The 19,592-nt window shown below is 44.9% G+C and carries 16 protein-coding genes; 11 read left to right on the top strand and 5 right to left on the bottom strand.

The genetic code is table 11. The annotated features are described in order from the left end of the window. Positions 1-52: 52 nt before the first annotated feature. The 9 genes from NG798_RS10820 to NG798_RS10860 all read left to right on the top strand — a co-directional run bounded on the left by NG798_RS10820 (position 53) and on the right by NG798_RS10860 (position 12,269). Positions 53-202, top strand: a complete 150-nt coding sequence (locus tag NG798_RS10820; protein WP_261222526.1) for a hypothetical protein — start codon at positions 53-55, stop codon at positions 200-202. A gap of 442 nt (positions 203-644) precedes the next feature. Beyond that, the gene (gene grpE, locus NG798_RS10825; protein ID WP_261222527.1) at positions 645-1,400 is read left to right on the top strand and encodes a nucleotide exchange factor GrpE; all 756 of its coding nucleotides are present in this window, start codon (positions 645-647) and stop codon (positions 1,398-1,400) included. A gap of 130 nt (positions 1,401-1,530) precedes the next feature. Further along, positions 1,531-3,381, top strand: a complete 1,851-nt coding sequence (dnaK, locus tag NG798_RS10830; protein ID WP_261222528.1) for a molecular chaperone DnaK — start codon at positions 1,531-1,533, stop codon at positions 3,379-3,381. Positions 3,382-3,630: 249 nt separating this feature from the next. Beyond that, positions 3,631-4,755 (top strand): molecular chaperone DnaJ, encoded by a 1,125-nt coding sequence (dnaJ, locus tag NG798_RS10835; protein WP_261222529.1) that lies wholly within the window; start codon positions 3,631-3,633, stop codon positions 4,753-4,755. Positions 4,756-4,949: 194 nt separating this feature from the next. Beyond that, positions 4,950-5,204, top strand: a complete 255-nt coding sequence (locus NG798_RS10840; protein WP_261222530.1) for a sulfurtransferase TusA family protein — start codon at positions 4,950-4,952, stop codon at positions 5,202-5,204. Next, positions 5,201-6,271 carry a small ribosomal subunit biogenesis GTPase RsgA gene (gene rsgA, locus NG798_RS10845; RefSeq protein WP_261222531.1) on the top strand — a complete coding sequence of 357 codons (1,071 nt, stop codon included), beginning with the start codon at positions 5,201-5,203 and terminating at the stop codon, positions 6,269-6,271. Before NG798_RS10840 ends, rsgA begins: the two co-directional genes overlap by 4 nt. Before the next feature lie 506 nt (positions 6,272-6,777). After that, positions 6,778-10,278 carry a putative Ig domain-containing protein gene (locus NG798_RS10850; RefSeq protein ID WP_261222532.1) on the top strand — a complete coding sequence of 1,167 codons (3,501 nt, stop codon included), beginning with the start codon at positions 6,778-6,780 and terminating at the stop codon, positions 10,276-10,278. Between the two features lie 366 nt (positions 10,279-10,644). After that, on the top strand, positions 10,645-11,652 hold the full coding sequence (locus tag NG798_RS10855) for a 2-hydroxyacid dehydrogenase (RefSeq protein ID WP_261222533.1): 1,008 nt from the start codon (positions 10,645-10,647) through the stop codon (positions 11,650-11,652). A gap of 185 nt (positions 11,653-11,837) precedes the next feature. Then, positions 11,838-12,269: a CAAD domain-containing protein gene (locus NG798_RS10860; protein ID WP_261222534.1), complete on the top strand. Its 432-nt coding sequence runs from the start codon at positions 11,838-11,840 to the stop codon at positions 12,267-12,269. Between the two features lie 320 nt (positions 12,270-12,589). On the opposite strand, the gene NG798_RS10865 is transcribed toward NG798_RS10860, so the two are convergent. Then, positions 12,590-13,012 carry a hypothetical protein gene (locus tag NG798_RS10865; protein ID WP_261222535.1) on the bottom strand — a complete coding sequence of 141 codons (423 nt, stop codon included), beginning with the start codon at positions 13,010-13,012 and terminating at the stop codon, positions 12,590-12,592. Between the two features lie 161 nt (positions 13,013-13,173). Further along, a complete protein-coding gene (gene aroA, locus NG798_RS10870; protein WP_261222536.1) occupies positions 13,174-14,520 on the bottom strand; it encodes a 3-phosphoshikimate 1-carboxyvinyltransferase in 1,347 nt (448 codons plus the stop codon). 413 nt (positions 14,521-14,933) lie between these two features. On the opposite strand from aroA, the gene NG798_RS10875 reads away from it, so the two are divergent. After that, positions 14,934-15,428, top strand: a complete 495-nt coding sequence (locus tag NG798_RS10875) for a hypothetical protein (protein ID WP_261222537.1) — start codon at positions 14,934-14,936, stop codon at positions 15,426-15,428. Here NG798_RS10875 and NG798_RS10880 read toward each other — a convergent pair. From NG798_RS10880 to NG798_RS10890, 3 genes are all read right to left on the bottom strand, one after another. Then, a complete protein-coding gene (locus NG798_RS10880) occupies positions 15,425-15,862 on the bottom strand; it encodes a hypothetical protein (RefSeq protein ID WP_261222538.1) in 438 nt (145 codons plus the stop codon). The genes NG798_RS10875 and NG798_RS10880 overlap by 4 nt on opposite strands. Positions 15,863-16,056: 194 nt before the next feature. Beyond that, positions 16,057-17,712: an iron uptake porin gene (locus NG798_RS10885; protein ID WP_261222539.1), complete on the bottom strand. Its 1,656-nt coding sequence runs from the start codon at positions 17,710-17,712 to the stop codon at positions 16,057-16,059. A 332-nt stretch (positions 17,713-18,044) separates the two neighbouring features. Further along, positions 18,045-18,182, bottom strand: a complete 138-nt coding sequence (locus NG798_RS10890) for a hypothetical protein (protein ID WP_261222540.1) — start codon at positions 18,180-18,182, stop codon at positions 18,045-18,047. A gap of 59 nt (positions 18,183-18,241) precedes the next feature. Here NG798_RS10890 and NG798_RS10895 point away from each other — a divergent pair, with 59 nt between their 5' ends. Beyond that, positions 18,242-19,591 (top strand): amino acid permease, encoded by a 1,350-nt coding sequence (locus NG798_RS10895; RefSeq protein ID WP_261222541.1) that lies wholly within the window; start codon positions 18,242-18,244, stop codon positions 19,589-19,591. The last annotated feature ends 1 nt before the right edge of the window (position 19,592 follow it).

The raw sequence follows: 19,592 nt of genomic DNA on the forward strand, positions 1-19,592 counted from the left end.
CAGACCGCATTCTAGTTATTTTTTTTACAAATCTTGTTTGTGCTAGAGATTTTTGGGACAATCTCCACAAACTACCATCCCTCTTTGTTTTGGCAACGCTTTGGGTGATGTTCTGTTGGATGCTGACTTGTTGGCCGGCACTCAACAAGCCTATAGGCTCTTAGTATTCCCTGCGCCGACCACCAACTATGAAGCCGGCTAAAGTGTTTTTTTACTATCTTGCTATAGTCCTGTTGGGAAAATTATTATAAGTACCTCCTATAGCTATTTATGTGATAGGTGGAGCCGCGCTTCAGATAAGACTGAGACTATCTACCTTAGTCTAACTGTGTTAATAGGGTTTGAGTAGTCTTTAACTGGTTATGACGCCACAATTGTCCTAGCTATGCTGCTGACTTTAACATAGCCTTGCTTGAGCGTGTGTTAAGGGGCAATACTCCACACCCAAGCCAACCACCCAAAAGCCCTGAAAAACAAAGGCAAGCAGTCGCCAATTCCAGCGCTGTTGTCGGTTGATTACACAGTTTAGGGACGGGAACCTTCAAGGGGGGAGAGTGCCATTAGAAGTCAGAGGATGTCAAAATGGTTAACTGTCATAGATTGTAGCCAACAGACGCAATTCTTTAGCGTGGGATTGACCGATAATGATCGACTTTGAAACCTCAAACAATAACCCCCAAAGCCCCGAAGACGCGGCAGAGGGCTCTCAAACAACGACCAACCAGACTAACCCACCAGCCCCGGACGAACAACCTGATGTCGATTTAGCCGATATCGGTTCACCGGACTTGGAAGCCTATGCTCAAGCAATGGCCGGCTCCTACAGTGGAACGCAGAGTGATTCTCAACAAGCAGCCTTAGCAATCGCTCAAGCCGAAATCGAAACGAAAACACGAGAAAATGAACAGCTAAAAGCGCAATTGGAAGACGTCAAGAATCAGTACGCACGGCTGGCGGCAGATTTTGACAACTTCCGCAAGCGTACCCAAAAAGAAAAAGAAGACCAAGAAATTCAAATCAAATGTTCCACCCTCAAGGAACTTTTGCCGGTGGTCGATAACTTTGAGCGGGCCAGGTCAGTGATCAAACCGCAAACAGACAGTGAAATGAATATTCACAAAAGTTATCAAAGCGTGTACAAGCTTTTGGTGGACTGTCTCAAACGCACTGGAGTATCGCCTATGCGTCCTGAAGGTCAACCTTTTGACCCCAACTTCCACGAAGCCGTCATGCGGGAAACTACCGACCAGCAGCCGGAAGGCACTGTTATTGAAGAACTCGTGCGAGGCTATGTGCTGGGCGAAAAAGTTTTGCGTCATTCGATGGTAAAAGTTGCGGCGGCTCCCGAACCTGCCACCCCAACCGACCAAGGCGAAGCGCAAGAAGGCAGCAATACCTAAAGCTCACCTCCGGGGTCATCAACAAATCATTAAAATTTGACCCCGAAGTGATCGCAAATCCGTAAAAATGCGGAATACTGCCATAGAATCAATACTAAAAACATTTTGAGGGATTTATCCCCAAGGCATTATGGGTAAAGTCATTGGCATCGACCTGGGAACAACAAATAGTTGTGTTGCCGTGCTAGAAGGCGGTCAACCTATCGTTATTCCAAATTCTGAAGGCGGTCGGACAACTCCGAGCATCGTTGGATTTGGCAAAGGAGAGGAACGCTTGATTGGCCAGTTAGCTAAACGGCAGGCCGTGACTAATGCCGAAAATACTGTGTTTAGTATTAAACGTTTTATCGGTCGGCGCTGGGATGATACGCAAGAAGAGCGCTCTCGTGTTCCCTACACTTGTGTGGCTGGTCGTGATAATACGGTTGATGTCCAAATTCGCAACCGCAACTATACGCCGCAAGAAATTTCAGCGATGATTCTGCAAAAACTTAAGCAGGATGCAGAAAATTATCTCGGCGATACTGTCCAGCAAGCGGTGATTACTGTACCGGCCTATTTTACTGATGCTCAACGTCAAGCAACTAAGGATGCCGGTACTATTGCAGGTCTTGAAGTTCTCCGTATTATCAATGAACCTACCGCCGCTGCTCTCTCCTATGGTCTTGATAAACAACACGAAGACCACACGGTTTTGGTTTTTGACCTCGGCGGCGGTACTTTTGATGTCTCGGTTCTTCAACTCGGTGATGGGGTTTTTGAAGTTAAAGCTACTGCCGGTAATAATCACCTCGGCGGTGATGACTTTGACACTTGCTTAGCCTACTGGATGATGCAGCAGTTTTACGAGACTGAAGGCATTAACCTGGAAGAAGATAAAATGGCCCTCCAACGCATCCGCGAAGCCGCAGAAAAGGCGAAAATTGAATTGTCTACAATGACGGCTACCAGTATTAATTTGCCTTTCATTACCGCTGATGAAACCGGCCCTAAACATCTGGAAATGGAACTCAGCCGCGCCAACTTTGAAGAACTCGTGAAACCTTTGGTAGACTGGACAATGGAGCCAGTTACTCAAGCTATTAAGGATGCCGGTTTGACTGTTGATGATATCGACCGCATTCTTTTAGTAGGCGGCTCGACTCGCATCCCTGCTGTTCAAACGGCTATTAGTAAATTTTTTAATGGCAAAACTCCCGACCGTTCCGTTAACCCGGATGAAGCAGTGGCTCTTGGTGCCGCTATTCAAGCCGGTGTTCTCGGTGGCGAAGTTCAAGATTTATTGTTATTAGATGTTACTCCGCTTTCTTTGGGCATTGAAACTTTAGGAGAGGTTTTTACTAAAGTTATTGAAAGAAACACTACTATCCCTAGCAGTAAGTCGCAAATGTTTTCTACTGCTGTCGATGGTCAAAGATCGGTGGAAATTCACGTCCTCCAAGGTGAGCGGGCAATGGCAAAAGATAATAAAAGTTTGGGCAAATTCTTGCTCACCGGCCTGCCTCCAGCCCCACGCGGTATCCCCCAAATCGAGGTTTCTTTTGAAATAGATGCAAATGGTATTCTGCAAGTCTCTGCCACAGATAAAGGCACGGGACGAGCGCAAACAATCCAAATTACTAATACCGGCGGACTCAGTGAAAGTGAAGTGGAAAAAATGCGCCAAGAAGCGGAAATGTATGGAGAAATTGACCGCCGCCGCAAAGAAATTGCCGACATGAAAAACCAAGCAGATAGCTTGTTCTACAACTATCAAGCAACTCTCCAAGAAAATGCTGATCTGATCACAGAGGAAACTAAAGCTGAATTGGCACAAAAAGCAGAGTATCTGCGAATTGCTCTGGCAAATGATGAAATTAGCGTTGAAGAAATGAAAAAATGTATTGATGAGTTTCAAGTGTCGCTATTTTCTATCGGCACTGCTGTCTATCAAGGCACCGGCAGCCGCACTGCCACTGCTGCAACTCCTACCATCCCTTAACCCAACAACGAGCAGCACTTTAAAAGTCAATAGGGGCGAGTTTTTTGTCAGTAGGGATTACCGAAACCTGATCAGACGGAAACCCGCCCTTAAACATCTTAGAGACGAAGGTCGCAAGGCCGTTGCGCTTATAGTACATTAAGAAAAGAATAAACAAAGTGCGGTTCTGTTTGACACCACAAACCAGACTCGCGCTTTTCAAGACAGAATTTGCCTAGTTTTTGTTATTAATACCCCAAAGAGCGCTCTATGGCCCGCGATTACTATGAAATTCTTGGTGTCAACCGCGAAGCAGACAAAGAAGAAATTAAAAGAGCCTACCGGCGCCTAGCCCGTAAATATCACCCCGATGTCAACAAAGAAGAAGGGGCTGAAGATAAGTTTAAAGAAATTAACCGCGCCTACGAAGTTCTTAGCGAACCAGAAATGCGTTCTCGCTACGACCGTTATGGCGAAGCGGGCGTCTCTAATGGAGCGGCGGCGGCGGGCTATTCTGATTTTACTGAGGGCTTTGCTGATATTTTTGAAAGCTTCTTTAATGGCTTCGCCGGTGGGCCGGGCGGTGTGGGACAGCAACAACGCCGTCGCAGTGGGCCGGCGCGTGGCGATGACCTCCGCCTAGACCTCCGTCTCGACTTCCGCGAAGCTGTTTTTGGCGGCGAAAAGGAAATTCGCATTTCTCATTTGGAAAGTTGCGAGGCTTGCACCGGCACCGGCGCCAAACCTGGTACTCGTCCCCGCACTTGTCCGACTTGCACCGGCAGTGGTCAAGTCCGCCGCGCTACTCGCACCCCCTTCGGCAGTTTTACTCAAGTCTCTGTCTGCCCTACCTGTAATGGTAGTGGTCAAGTAATTGAGGATAAATGCGAGTCTTGTAATGGTCGCGGTCAAAAACAAGAAACTAAAAAGCTGAAAATTACTGTCCCTGCCGGTGTTGATAGTGGGACTCGTCTACGGGTGTCTGGTGAAGGTGATGCCGGTGGGCGTGGTGGCCCAGCAGGCGACCTCTATGTTTACTTGTTTGTTAATGAGGATAGCGAATTTAAACGCGAGGGAATTAATATTCTCTCGGAGGTAAAAATTAGCTATTTGCAAGCGATTCTCGGTTGCCGCATTGATGTCAATACGGTAGATGGGCCTTCAGAATTGACGATTCCTCCGGGTACTCAACCCCATACAGTTTTAACTCTCGAAAGCAAAGGCGTTCCCCGTTTGGGCAACCCGGCTAGTCGCGGCGACCACTTAATTACGGTTTTGATTGATATTCCAACTCGCCTCAGCAGTGAAGAGCGGAGTTTGTTGGAACAATTGGCTAAACTTAAGGGTTTGAATACTGGTAAGGGAGGTCAAGGTTTGTTTGGGATGTTTAAGTGATTGGAGCCGGCGGAATGCAAAGGCAAGGAGAAATTGTTTTTAATGACAAAAGAATATAATTGTCATTTGTCCTTGGTCAATTGTAAATTGTCTACACTAAAAAACCGGCCAATGACCAATGACGAAAAAATTTCATCACCCTTGCCTAAAGCGAAAGAAACTTTAAACTCTAATCTCTAAACTTTGAAATTCTTATGGCTCAAATCTCAGCTACACCAGATATTCAGTTAGACTTGCGGGGGACTCCTTGCCCCCTCAATTTTGTACGGACAAAACTGCAACTTGATAAAATGGCTGCCGGTCAAGTTTTGGAAGTGTGGCTTGATGGCGGAGAACCAATTGAACAAGTGCCCGAAAGTTTGGCAATGGAAGGATACGCTATTAGTGAAATTGAAGAGCGTACCGGCTTTTTTGCGCTAAAAGTTCAAAAGCCACAGCCTTCTGCATGAGTTTGGCTCCTACCGGCACGGTTGTGGCACAGCAAGCCAATTATTACCGCGTCCAGCTTGACGCAGCGCAATCTCTGCCTTTAACGATCCTGCTTTGTACCCGCAGAGCCAGACTCAAAAAAATTGGTCAGCAAGTTATGGTAGGAGATCGGGTAGTTGTAGAAGAACCCGACTGGGAAGGTGGACGAGGTGCGATAGCAGAAGTTTTACCTCGACAAAGCGAACTTGAACGGCCTGCTGTTGCCAATGCTAATCAAATTTTGCTGGTTTTTTCTTTAGCTGAACCGGAACTAGACGCCCACCAACTGAGCCGGTTTTTAGTAAAAGCTGAATCCACCGGCATTGAGCCTTGTGTTTGTTTAAATAAATCGGATTTAATTAGCTCTCAAGAACTCGTAGAAGTACGAGAGAATTTGCTTGATTGGGGGTATGAGCCGATTTTTGTGAGCGTGAAACAACAAACCGGCCTCGATCAATTATCTGAACAATTGGCCGGTCAAATTACAATTGTTTGCGGCCCTTCTGGAGTAGGTAAATCTAGTATTATTAATTATTTAATTCCTGGTGTTAAGCAGCGAGTTGGTGAGGTTTCTGGAAAACTTAATAGGGGCCGGCATACAACGCGCCACGTTGAGTTGTTTGAATTGCCTCTTGGTGGTTTACTTGCCGATACTCCGGGGTTTAATCAGCCAGATTTGACTTGTACTCAGTCGGAATTAGCCGGTTTTTTTCCGGAAGCACGCCAGCGATTAAGTGAGGCTAGTTGTCAGTTTAGCGATTGTTTGCACCGAGATGAGCCGAATTGTGCGGTGCGGGGAGACTGGGAACGCTACGAAGATTATCTGGAATTTCTCGAAGAAGTGACTGATTGGCAACAAGCGCTACAACATCAAGGCGATGCGGAATCTACGCTCAAAATTAAAAGTAAACTGAAAGGTTCTCAAGAGTACGAACCAAAACTCAACACAAAAAAATATCGCCGTACTTCTCGCCGCAGCCAAATCCAAAAATTACAAGATATTTCTCAGACTGATGAGTGGGAGGAAAACGAAGAAGATTTAGATTAGTTGATTTCCCAGGTCTTAATTCTTGGTGTCTACAGCCTGCCGGTCTTTTCTTTTGTTTGTAAGATAGTTCTTCCTTATCGATTTTAGCATAGCATGGCTGGGGGATGGATGTCAAGTCCTTTCCTCTTTATTCGGGGCCGGTTTAAACAATTTAATTGTTTCTTTTTTTGCTTTGCTCAGTTCATTGAGGGGAATTTTTTATTATCCTAAGATTTAAATTTTTGTAAATAGTAGTTATCTCTTGAAAATTAGACTTTTTCCTCAAAGAGCCGACAATTTCGACCTTTTTGCCAAAAATCCAGAGATTTAAGATATTTTTTTTGTTGTCATCTTCCTAAAGACTGAAATATAATATATTATAGAGGCAGAAAAACCAGGCAGTATTCAGCAAATTTAAAAGATTGGGTCTTATATTTAAGGGATTTTGAGGTGTGACTTTGGCTTAGTGCTGCTTTAGCCCTGCATTTAAACTGCTCAGAATCTTAAATTTTAAGATTCCAAAAGTTATGTTACAACAAGGCAACCACAACAATGATATTTTAATCGGAACAATAGATGCAGATATCCTTACTGGAAATGCCGGCAATGATATCTTACTTGGTTTAGGCAATGACGATCTATTGTTTGGCAATGCAGACGATGACCTAGTATTTGGCAACTCTGGCAATGATACCCTACGCGGGGGACAGGGAAACGACTTTTTACAGGGAGGCGCTCTTGATGATCAAGTGTTTGGAGATTTAGGCAATGATACAGTTAAGGGTGAACTAGGCAACGATACTTTATTTGGTGGATGTTCCGAGGGCAGCAATGATGATATTAACGGGCAAGATGTTCTCATCGGTGGTAGCGGCAATGATTTAATTTTCGGTAATGCTGGAGAGGATCAACTTTTTGGAAACATCGGCATCGATACTCTAGCTGGGGGAAAAGGAAATGACACCCTTAATGGTGGAGCCGACAATGATATCTTATCAGGAGATATGGGGGATGACCGGCTCATCGGTGATTTAGGGACAGATACCCTTACCGGCGGTTCTGGCAATGATACCTTTGTCATAGGTTTACCCAAAGATGTCCCTGAAGTCTTGTCTATCGGCGGTGTGGAAATTAAAGAGGCTGATTGGATCACAGATTTTGTGAAAAATCAAGATCAAATAGAAATCTTCGGCGGATTAACATTTGAGCAGTTAAACATATTTGCCGGTACTGGGGAGTATGCTGGATCGAGCATTATTCAAGAAACGATTTCCGGGCAATATTTAGCAATTTTACGGGACATTGAAGCGGCTACAATTGAGCGAAGTGATTTTGTCGGTTTAGCAGATTCAACATCGGCAGCAACACCAGATCCCACGTCGGTACCAACAAATAATGCCCCCACAATTGGCACAATAATAACATCACAAATAGCAACAGAAAATAGTGCGTTTATTTTTCAGATACCAGCGAATAGCTTTAGCGATAGTGATGGAGATACACTCAGCTATAGCGTTAAACTAAGTAATGCAAGTAACCTGCCATCTTGGTTAACATTTGATGCAGCCACTCTGACATTTTCAGGCACACCAACAGCCACAGATATCGGCACACTTTCTGTGGCTGTTAGTGTCAGTGATGGTAAAGGAGGAACGGCAAATCAAAACTTTGATATAGTTATCAATAAAGGGCTGGTGGCAAACAATGACACTATCCCAGATGTAACAGTTTTGTTGAGAACAGAAATTTTAATTCCAGCTTCAACATTACTGGCAAATGATACAGATGCGGAAAATGATAATTTGACAGTAACAGGTGTTTCAAGCCCCACAAATGGCACTGTGTCTTTGACAGATGAGGTAATAAAATTCAATCCCACAGCTACTGGTGCAGCTTCATTTACTTACACGATATCGGATGGAAATGGGGGGACGGCTTCGGCAACGGCCAGTCTAAATATTACTTCGGTTAATGCTGTGAATTTGAGTGATATTGTATCAGGAAAGGGTTTGCCAGTTGGGGCGAAGGGTTTTGTTATCAATGGCGAAAAGGTTGATGACCAGAGCGGCATTTCTGTTAGCAGTGCAGGCGATGTCAACGGTGATGGTTTAGCTGATTTAATTGTTGGTTCTCCCCTTGCTGAGACTGCTTCTGGTGTTAATGCCGGCAAGTCATATGTTGTGTTTGGTAAAACAGACTCTACAGCAATTAATTTAAGCTCTCTCGGTAGTGGTGGTTTTATCATCAATGGTGAGGCGGCGTCGGACAATAGCGGTAGGAGTGTCAGCAGTGCAGGCGATGTCAATGGTGATGGTTTGGCTGATTTAATTGTTCGTAGTCCATATTCTGATCATGCTACTTTTAGTTGTTCCCTGAAGTCATACCTAGTGTTTGGCAAAACGGACACTACGGCAATTAATTTAAATTCTCTCAATACCGGCGGTTTTGTGATCAATGGCCAGGTGACTATTCTTAACAGGTATGGTGAGGAGGCTAATGAGTTTACCGGCATTTCTGTCAGCAGTGCAGGCGATGTCAATGGTGATGGTTTGGCTGATTTAATTGTTGGTACACCCAATGCTGATCCTGCTTTTCGTATTAGAGCCGGCAAGTCATACCTGGTATTTGGCAAAACAGACTCTACAATAATTAATTTAAGCTCTCTGGGTAGTGGTGGTTTTATCATCAATGGTGAGGCGGCGTCGGACAATAGCGGCTGGAGTGTCAGCAGTGCAGGCGATGTCAATGGTGATGGTTTGGCTGATTTAATTGTTGGTGCTCCCTTTGCTGATAATATTGCTGCTGGTTCTTATGCCGGCAAGTCATACCTGGTATTTGGCAAAACAGACTCTACGGCAATTAATTTAAGCTCTCTCGGTAGTGGTGGTTTTATCATCAATGGCGAGGCGGTTAATGACAAGATGGGGATTTCTGTCAGCAGTACAGGCGATGCCAATGGTGATGGTTTGGCTGATTTAATTGTTGGTGCTTCTGGTGCTGATCCTGCTTCTGGTAGGGCTGCTGGCAAGTCATATCTGGTATTTGGCAAAACAGACTCTACAATAATTAATTTAAGCTCTCTGGGTAGTGGTGGTTTTATCATCAATGGTGAGGCGGCGTCGGACAATAGCGGTAGGAGTGTCAGCAGTGCCGGTGATGTCAACGGTGATGGTTTGGCTGATTTAATTGTTGGTGCTCTCTTAGCTCATAATACTGCTGCTGATTCTTATGCCGGCAAGTCTTACCTGGTGTTTGGCAAAACAGACTCTACGGCAATTAATTTAAGTTCTCTCGGTACGGGTGGTTTTATCATCAATGGTGAGGCGGCTGGTGACTTGAGCGGCACATCAGTCAGCAGTGCCGGTGATGTCAACGGTGATGGTTTGGCTGATTTAATTGTTGGTGCTTCTGGTGCTGGCTCCACCGGCAAGTCTTACGTCATATTTGGTGGAGACTTCACCGGCGCCGTCACTCAACTAGGTACCGATGCTATTGATAATCTCACCGGCACCGCAGATAGTGAAGCTTTAGTTGGTGCAGCCGGCGATGATATTCTCAGCGATGGTGGTTTCATCAATATCCTGATGTATGGTGGTGCGGGTAATGATTCTATCAGCATCAACAATGCTAATTTCCGCCGTTTAGATGGGGGGTTAGGAAATGATACTTTAGTGTTAGCCGGAACTGGCATAACTTTAGACCTCACCGGCACTTCAGATAATACCAAAATCGCCTCTTTTGAAACTATCGACTTAACCGGCACCGGCAATAACACCCTAGCTTTAAGTCACGGAGCTTTGTTGAATTTGGTTGCAGAAACTCGTGCCAATGGTGGCTTCAATCGTTTAACGGTGCGTGGTGATGCCGGCGATATTATCACTGCTAATTTAACCAACTTGGATTTTTTTCGCAGCGTTGGTGCAACTGAAACCACCTACACTAAAGGCAATTTGCAGTTAGTTGTGGAAAACGATGTCACTCAAAACATTTCCATAGGAGGAAATATCGTTTTTGACATTCCTATGTAATTAGGATAAGAAAGCGGCTTTTTCATTTGTAAGTAAACCTTTGAGAAAGCCGGTTTTTTTCCTCAACTTTTGCCAATCAAAAAAACCTGAAAAACCCTGGTTTCTGCCAAAAATCGCTTGACAATACGCAGGCCGATGTGGTATGCTAAAATTGATAAGGAAGAACTATCATAAAATAAATAAGATTATTGTAGAGGCCGGCATCCCAACAAACTCTTTATAAAAATCCTCAACAGTGAAACCGGCCCCCTCACCACAAAATGTTACTAGGGGAAGATTGTTTGCAACACCAACAGCAATTAAAAATAGAACATACTCACCACAAACCCTAAACCCAAACCCTGCTCTTAAAAACAAAAAAAACCGATGAAAGTTGCTGTTTTCAGCACCAAATCCTACGACCGGCAGTTTTTAGAAGCCGCCAACGACAATAAACATGAGTTAATTTTTTTAGAACCACGCTTAAACCTCTCCACCTGCATACTCGCCCACGAATGTAGCGCCGTGTGCGTCTTTGTCAACGACGAACTCAACCGGCCCACCATTACCCAACTGGCAAACGAGGGAGTGCAACTCATCGCCTTGCGCTGTGCCGGTTTTAACAACGTCGATCTCCAAGCCGCCAAAGACTGCAACATGAGCGTTTTGCGAGTACCGGCCTATTCGCCCTATGCCGTAGCAGAACACACAGTTGGCATGATGTTAACCCTCAACCGCAAAATGCACCGCGCTTACAACCGCGTGCGCGAGGGCAATTTCTCGCTCGAAGGACTGCTAGGCTTTGACTTACATGGGCGAACCGTTGGCATCGTTGGCACCGGCAAAATAGGGGAAATTGTGGCCAAAATCCTCAAAGGATTTGGCACAAAATTACTGGGCTATGATGTGATGCCCAATCCTGAATGTAAAGAAATTGGGATGCAATACGTTTCTCTTCAAGAACTTTTTGCAGCCTCCGATATCATTAGCCTGCATTGCCCCTTAATGCCCGAAACTTACCACATCATCAACGATGACACCCTTCAACAGATGAAAGATGGCGTCATGTTAATCAATACCAGCCGGGGAGCTCTCATTGATGCCCCCGCCGTCGTAGCCGCCCTCAAATCTGGCAAAATCGGTTACTTAGGATTAGACGTCTATGAGCAAGAAGCCGATTTGTTTTTTGAAGATTTATCAACGATTGTCATTCAAGATGATGTTTTCCAGCGCCTCTTAACCTTCCCCAATGTTTTGATTACCGGCCATCAGGCGTTTTTTACCGCTGAGGCTGTACAAACCATTGCCGAAACCACCATCCGAAATATTACAGAGTTTGAAGCAGGACAGCCAGCACCTCAAAATACCGTCTCTATTGATCGGCTGAGACGCTAAGCTGAGAAATATCAACCCAAATGGCTTAATTTCTCTTGACGCAGCAGTTTGATTCGGCTGATCATAGCCTAGCAAGGTAAAAAGCTGTGCTTGTTTCCAAACCCAGGTTTGTCAAAGCCGCTCATCTCACCTGCTATTTCAAGGATTGCAATAATTAACGAGGACGTTATTCCAACGAAACGATTATGACTTCAGAAACTCAAGACGCAACACAAACCAAAGTAGACGTCAAAATAGAGTCTACTCCCGCTGGCCCGATTGCCACAATTACCACTGAAACTCCGCCAGAAGACGGCTGGACTCAAATCAGAGATCAAGCTTTGCAAATTTTGTCTGAATTGCCAGAATATCTAGGCAGTTTCTTCTCTTCCTACCAAAAACCTCTGGTAACAGTCGGTTTAATTTTATCGGCCATTGTTTCTCTGCGCGTGCTTGCTGCGGTTTTGGATGCCATTAATGATATTCCACTGTTGGCCCCAACTTTTGAATTAATTGGTTTGGGTTATACGGCTTGGTTTGTCAATCGCTATTTACTGCGAGCCAGCAATCGTAAAGAGTTATCTGTAGAGATAGACACTCTCAAAGGTCAAGTGATAGGTAATAAACACAAAGTTTAATCGCCCCCCTCAAATTTAACTCGCAAAAGGTAAAAGTAGGCAGCCATCTGTCAGCTTTTACCTTTTTTTGATAAAAGCATTTATAATACCAGATACGATTTTAATAGGGTCTTTGTTGGGTTTTTTTTCACCCGTCTCAGTGCAGATAGACGCAGATGTAGACGTTCCGCGCCTTAAGTTTCGTACAGACTTTCTGCTGCGAAGTCTCTACATTTTTAAAGCGGATTTAGTATAAAGCGAGAAAATTTCACGAAGTAAAGCAGGGGAAGTGTAAAAACTACCTCTGTGTTTTTTTTGTACTTAATAGTGTTTAAAAAATCTCAACAATGAAGCGCCAGCAATTCACTATCCAGAAATTTAACCAAATCTTCTACAGTTGAAAGTGAATAAGTATCCAGTCGGTCACTAATATCTATGCCAAAATATGATAAAAAATCGTCGCATAAATTCAATTGCCAATCAAACCAACAGACCAGGGTTAATTTTAAATCTTGCTCTAAACGATCCCCCGGCATCACGCAGGACATTTGCAGGCCAGAATATTTTTCTAAATAGGTATAAACAAAGAAAACGGTCGGCTTTGCAATACCGTGAGGTTGCCAAAAATAATCAAACCACTGATCTAAACTCAAGGCCGGTCGTAAACGCAAGCGATGATTTACGCACCGGCGAGTTTCAATATCTGGAGACAAGTCAGAATAGGTACTGACAGCGGAAAAAACATTATTGAGGTTGTGCCACATTTCCCCGGAAAACCAATCGTATTGGTTAAAGACTTTCCTCCAGTATTCCCAACTGAACTATTCTCTATCAGGTTTGTGATGGGCCATTGGTAATTACTCCAATGGTATGAAATCCTTGTTGTTTGACTTCATACCAAAGATATTTGACTAATTACTTTAGATTACTGACAAACTTGTTGTAGCGTGGCCGTAAAGTCTGGGTAGGAAATAGCCGCCGCTTCAGCCCGTGTAATTGTTGTTGTCCCTTTTGCGTTTAAGGCTGCTATGGCTAAACTCATGGCGATGCGGTGATCGTCGGCGCTATCCACTTCTGCACCGGCCAAAGCAGTACCACCAACGATTTCTAGGCCATCTGGTAACTCGGTTACTTTGGCTCCTAAACGGTTGAGTTGGGTTGCCATGACAGCAATGCGGTCACTTTCTTTAACTCGTAACTCCGCCGCATCTTTGATCACCGTTGTCCCCTCGGCAAATACAGCCGCCACCGCCAAAATCGGAATTTCATCTATTAAACGAGGGATAATATCACCGGCAATCTCGCAAGCTTTTAACGACGTATGGCGAACTCGCAAATCAGCCACCGGCTCACCCGCTACTTCACGTTGATTTTGCAACTCAATATCGGCTCCCATCAACTGCAAAGCCTCAAGAATGCCGGTGCGAGTTGGGTTGACGCCGACATTTTCAATCACCAACTCCGAACCCGGTACAATGGAAGCAGCAACCAACCAAAAAGCCGCCGAACTGATATCCCCAGGCACCACCACCGGCTGCCCGTGAAGATTTGCTGGGCCGGTTACTGTCACACTATTTGTTTCTGGCTCAACGTGAACTTTTGCCCCAAAAGCTCGCAACATTCGCTCACTGTGATCACGGGAGAGGGCCGGTTCTGTGACAGTGGTTTCGCCTTCAGCCAGCAAACCGGCCAGCAAAATGCAAGATTTAACCTGAGCCGAGGCAATGGGAGAATGATAATGAATTGGTTTTAATGCTTGACCAGAAACCGCAAGAGGAGCAAGCGAACCGCCATTACGGCCCCAAATTTGAGCACCCATTTCTCGTAGCGGCTTAACAACACGAGACATAGGGCGCGAACGCAAAGATCCATCGCCGGTGATACTAAAAAACTTCCCAGCGTGGCCGGCCAACAACCCCAACATTAAACGAATTGTTGTCCCAGAATTGCCGGCATCCAAAACATCCACCGGCTCATTTAACTGGCCCAAACCAACTCCCCGCACTTGTACCCGTTGAGTATTAAGTTCAGAAATTTCTGCCCCTAGCAAGCGAAAACAAGCTGCCGTACTCCGGGGGTCTTCGCCTAAAAGCAACCCCTCAATAGTCGTTGCGCCAGAAGCCATCGCACCCAACATTAAAGCGCGATGGGAAATAGACTTATCCCCTGGGACGCGGATACGCCCAGACAAAGATAAACCCGACGGCGGGGTAGTAACAAGCAATTGTTGATGAGAATCAGTATTTTTAGAGATGACGTAGAGGTCAGGCATTGGGATAGACTGATGAGGGATGCTTAAGCGTCATCCTACCGTTTTCTTGACACCGATGGAACCACTGACTAGCTATAGCCCCAAGTCTAAAGAGTAGCAGCGGTTCTGGTTGGCTGTTTGGTCTAAAGAGCAATTAGGAATAAGGAGTTTGGAATAAAGCGGAAGACCAACCAGTAATTCCCAATTCCCCAGAGTGATGTGGGCACTCTCCCCTCCCCTAAAATGTCTTGTCCCCTTGCCTAAGATCCCCTAAAACACAACTCGCACAAAAGGCTGCCACAAACCCGGTTTCTGGGTAGAGACATCCCGATCCTCGGCCTTAAATTTTCGTTTGAAACCGGCTTTTTGCCTAAGTTCTATCAAACTAAAATTCTTGACTCGCCGCTCAAAAAAAATTACCTTTTTGTAAAGCTATGCTGACCCATCACCGCAAGCCTGTTTGTTTATCGGTAATTTCGACCGACCTGCCGATCTGGTCAGTTGTTGAAACCGCCGGCACCCTTTATCAAAAAGACCGTGACCGCTTTCACTTACTCTTAAGCGAGCCTGCAATCCCTGAACCAGTATATATGACAGCCGGCATCCCACAACAAACTCCTGCACTGCCTGAAAAATCTTCTCGTCTATTGTGGTTAGAAATTTCCCCCTATCGCGTCATAATGACCATGCAAGGAAATGGCCAATTTAGCTACAGACATCTGTGGGAAAAAGGAATGTACGGCATTAGTCGCTATTGGTTACAAAACGAATCCCTCAGCGGTCATAATCAAATCAGACTGAGAAACTTTACCCGTAACCTCACCCTCACAGGCAAACCTCTACCGGAACACCTGCGGTTAGAATACGAACTGTGGTCAGACAAAATGCAGCTTGGCCGGTTTATTTTAAACTTAGAAATCCACGCTTAACTTTTCGACTTGCCGGTGCAATATTTATTAATTTCTTTCCCTAATTGATCCGCCTTTTCTGCCGATTCTTCTGCCACTTCCCCGGCTGCTTCCACCTGTTGTTTTGCGGTTTGCACTTGTTCAATTCCCCCTGGGCTGCTAGCCGCCTTAGCGCTTCGCAAGGCTTGGGCTGTATTGCGAAAAGCAGCGCTCAAATTTTTGTAAATTTCGCTAAACTGCTTCTGAAAATCTTTTAACTTTTTATCCTTTAAATCCAGATTTTCGAGTTGTTTAATTACTTTATCTAAGTCCTGAGCAAGCTGGTTGGCTGCCGGTGCATCCTTGCCTTTAAAATTGCTAACCAGGGAGTGCCCCTGATTGATCCCTGTGATGAGTTTATTACATTCGTCCGCTTTTTGATTGCCACAACCGGCCATCAATAAAGCAAGCATCATAGTCCTAATCAAAGTCAAAACCTGGTCTTTTGGGATCACGGCGGCACTCCCGCTTACAATTGCTTACAAAAAATTGGCTTCAAAAAGAATAACAGCAAATGATTAGCACCCATCAACCATTTTCAATGATAGCAAGCAATCAAGCCCAAGTAAAGTAGGCTGGTTGGGAGAATATACCAAACCTACAATTTTGCTTAAAAAGTAAAAGTCGTCCGAATCGCCCCAATCACGATATCAGAATTATTGTTATTGTGATCCGGTGCTGTGATCCAAATAACTCCGGGTGTAATAGTTATGTTGTCGGTGAGTTGGTATTGATAAAGCGCTTCGATGTGAAAAGAAGTATCTTTATCTTCGCCAAAAACATCAGGTAGGCCGTCCACTGCGGCGGCTATGCTGGAACGAGTAACTTTTGGCTCGATCCCTACAATAATCGCACCCATACTGCCTTCTTTTCCTAAATCAGGGAAAACAAAAGATAAAGCGCCATTCCAAATATCTGCTGTACCGCGATCAATTTGTCCGCCAAGGGTTGACAAAGCGTTAACTTTGCTGTAGCCAACCCAACCGTTTACAACAAATCGGGGAGAAAGTTGGAGGCTGGCTTGAACGCCAAAGGAATCATTAGAAACCGGCAACTCTAAATCAGCTTCTTCGCTTAAAATTGAGCGGAGGTTGGCCCGCCGGCTGCCGGTGAGTCCTTCAAAGTTGTAGGAGTGAACATAAGTTAAACCAACCGCAAAACGGTCACTCGGTTTTATGGTTAACTGACCAATAGCACCATAAGGGCCATTAAAGATGCCATTTGTGGGAGTAGGAAGTGCGGCATTGGGGGCGAGATAACCTAAACTGAGTTCTAAGTTATCGCTAAATTCGTGGCGAAGCCCCACACCGGCACCGCCGAGGTAGTAATAAATGGGGTTACGGGTGCCAAAGTTAGATAAAGCACCGCTTGTGCCGTCGTTGTCGAGGAATGGGTTAATGGTATTGGTGAAGTCGTCAGCAGCACCGGCATTAGCTTCAATGATAACGGTGGTTTTATCGGTAAGGGGAAAGGCATACAACAGCGCATCAATAGAAACGTCGGTGCTCGCTTCGCCCAAAGCGCCGGCCCCAAAGCGCAGTTCGCCTTCTGGGGATGGGTGATATTCGGGGAAAAACGAGGCGAGGTTGACGACTTGCAAACGAGTTCTTAAGATGTCTTCGCCGGTGAAACTGGTATCAAAATTTAAACGTACCCGACTCCCAACAAAGGGAACAACCCGCGAACCTTCCCCAATACCATCAACAGCGGCAAAAATAACTTCCCCGTTGAGTTTGGTGGTGGTGGAAAATTGATTTTCTTCTAGTTCACGAGTGCGGACTTCCAGGGAGTCTACCCGTCCCCGCAGGGTTGCGAGTTCTCTGGAAAATTCGTTTAATAATCGCTGTAAGCTAGATAAATCCTCTGGTGTGACGAAATTTCCACCGGGTTTGATGATTTCGGTGATGCGTTCTAAACAAGCGTTTAGACCGGCTGCAAATTCATAGCGCGTCATGGCGCGGTTTCCGCGAAAGGTGCCATCGGGATATCCCGCTATACAGTTATAGCGTTCTACCAAATTCTGCAAGGCTTGAAATGCCCAGTCTGTCGGTTGAACATCCGAGAGTTGGGAAACCGAGGTGACTTGAGACAGAGATGGATTTTTAAGTTCGTTTGGTTCTGGTTCGAGATCGCTTACGTTCGGGATAGCTTGGTTGAGCGGTTCGGGTGCCGGTAAAGCCACTGCCGGCCCGCCTGCTAAGACTGCCAGGCTTGCTAATAGCACAAGTTTGTTATTTTGTAAAGAGTTCCGAAAGTTTTTTGCCATTTTTTTCACTCACACCATTATAGTTGCAAAAAATTCCTAATAATTGGGCCGATTTTTTGTCTAAATTTGGCTTGATTTAATAATTAATCAAGCGTTTTCAAAGGCCGATCAAGAAAGTTAAATTCCATTGTGATGATAATGAATAATTTTGTCAACTTTAAGTCAAAAAACTTGATAGTTTGGCGCGGTGGGGAAACTTTGCAGTTAATTTGCAGTTATAAAAGGTTGGGTTAGCCAGCCTGTTGTAAGAATAACCTGAGTTTATAATTTTTGGATAAATGCAGAGAGTTATCAAAAATTGGAATTGACAGGGATAAAGACAACAGAGAGATTTAATGCAAGTCAAATGAGCAAGAGATATTTTCACACAGAGCAATCATGGCTGAGTTTTTCACCAATTGCCCACTTACTGCTAAACTCAGTTCAGTCAAAATCCATCCGGGTTGGTGCATCTGCGGATTGGATGACATAAAATCCCCGTGATTGGGGGATCGCTTCGCAGCTTGCTGTTTTTCATAGAGTAAAGCGTGTGAATTCAAACGAAAACCAAAATAAACCCCTTATCAGCCTGTTTACGGCAATTTCCATTGTCGTTGCCAACATGATCGGCACAGGCGTGTTTACAAGTTTGGGCTACCAAGCCGAGGGCATAAAATCAGGTTTTGCCCTGCTTTGCTTATGGATAGTCGGTGGAATTTTAGCCCTGTGTGGTGCCCTTTCCTACGGTGAACTTGCTTCGGCGATGCCACGATCTGGTGGCGAGTATCACTATCTTTCCAAAATTTATCATCCAGCGGTTGGCTTTGTTTCGGGATGGATTTCTGTAACCGTAGGTTTTGCTGCACCTATTGCTCTTGCTGCAATGGCGTTAGGAGCGTATGTAAAGTCAGTTTTTCCCTTTGTCAACACTACTGCTCTTGCCTTAATTGTGGTGATTGGCGTTGCCCTTATTCACAGTAAAAATGTGAAGATAGGAAGCCAGTTTCAAGATGGGGCGACGGTTTTAAAAATCTTGCTGATTGTTGGATTGATCGCCTGCGGGTTTCTGTTAGCTAAACCCCAAGAAATGAATTTTTTGCCAAAGGCGGAAGATGCGAACATTATTTTAGGCGTTCCCTTCTCTATTTCGCTGATCTATGTGATGTATGCGTATTCAGGGTGGAATGCTTCTATCTATCTTGCCAGTGAAGTTAAAGAACCGGAGAAAACGATTCCCCGGTCTTTATTTTTAGGCACGTTAATTGTAATGGCGCTTTACTTGCTGATCAATTTTGTGTTTTTGTATGCTACGCCTTTTGCTCAGATAGAAGCTTTGGAACCAAACCAAAAGGAAAAAGTAGCTGCTCTGGCGGCTAAATATATTTTTGGCGATGTGGGGGGCAATATTATTAGCTTACTGATTGCTTTTGGGTTGGTTTCTTCGATTAGCTCAATGACTTGGGCGGGCCCACGAGTTACGCAGGTGATTGGTGAGGATATCCCGTTGTTTAGGGGGCTGGCAAAGAAAAATAAAGAGGGGGTTCCTTTTTATGCTCTTTTGTTGCAGCTTGCGATTGTGATTGTGCTTATTATTACATCTTCGTTTGATGCGGTTGTTACTTATTTGGGATTTACGCTTACGCTGTCTTCGTTTTTGACAGTGTTGGGTGTTTTTGTGCATCGATTTCGATTTCCAGAGGTTAAACGTCCTTACGAAACTTGGGGTTATCCGCTGACTCCTTTGGTGTTTTTGGCTATTACTTTGTGGATGTTGGTTTTTACTTTTCAAGGAAAACCATTAGAGTCGTTGACTGGTTTAGCAACGATGGCTGCGGGTTTAGTGGTGTATTTTGTGGCGCGGCGAAATAAGAATTTTGTTTCGCCTGATTCTAATCTTTAGA

The organism is Ancylothrix sp. D3o (assembly GCF_025370775.1).
Lineage (GTDB): Bacteria > Cyanobacteriota > Cyanobacteriia > Cyanobacteriales > Oscillatoriaceae > Ancylothrix.

Bases quoted from the DNA above. Each gene is read 5' to 3' on its own strand.
- NG798_RS10885 (WP_261222539.1), bottom strand. From the start codon at position 17,712: ATGGCAAAAAACTTTCGGAACTCTTTACAAAATAACAAACTTGTGCTA.
- grpE (WP_261222527.1), top strand. From the start codon at position 645: ATGATCGACTTTGAAACCTCAAACAATAACCCCCAAAGCCCCGAAGAC.
- dnaK (WP_261222528.1), top strand. From the start codon at position 1,531: ATGGGTAAAGTCATTGGCATCGACCTGGGAACAACAAATAGTTGTGTT.
- NG798_RS10855 (WP_261222533.1), top strand. From the start codon at position 10,645: ATGAAAGTTGCTGTTTTCAGCACCAAATCCTACGACCGGCAGTTTTTA.
- aroA (WP_261222536.1), bottom strand. From the start codon at position 14,520: ATGCCTGACCTCTACGTCATCTCTAAAAATACTGATTCTCATCAACAA.
- NG798_RS10850 (WP_261222532.1), top strand. From the start codon at position 6,778: ATGTTACAACAAGGCAACCACAACAATGATATTTTAATCGGAACAATA.
- NG798_RS10875 (WP_261222537.1), top strand. From the start codon at position 14,934: ATGCTGACCCATCACCGCAAGCCTGTTTGTTTATCGGTAATTTCGACC.
- NG798_RS10860 (WP_261222534.1), top strand. From the start codon at position 11,838: ATGACTTCAGAAACTCAAGACGCAACACAAACCAAAGTAGACGTCAAA.
- rsgA (WP_261222531.1), top strand. From the start codon at position 5,201: ATGAGTTTGGCTCCTACCGGCACGGTTGTGGCACAGCAAGCCAATTAT.
- NG798_RS10840 (WP_261222530.1), top strand. From the start codon at position 4,950: ATGGCTCAAATCTCAGCTACACCAGATATTCAGTTAGACTTGCGGGGG.
- dnaJ (WP_261222529.1), top strand. From the start codon at position 3,631: ATGGCCCGCGATTACTATGAAATTCTTGGTGTCAACCGCGAAGCAGAC.
- NG798_RS10880 (WP_261222538.1), bottom strand. From the start codon at position 15,862: ATGATGCTTGCTTTATTGATGGCCGGTTGTGGCAATCAAAAAGCGGAC.
- NG798_RS10890 (WP_261222540.1), bottom strand. From the start codon at position 18,182: ATGTCATCCAATCCGCAGATGCACCAACCCGGATGGATTTTGACTGAA.
- NG798_RS10865 (WP_261222535.1), bottom strand. From the start codon at position 13,012: ATGTGGCACAACCTCAATAATGTTTTTTCCGCTGTCAGTACCTATTCT.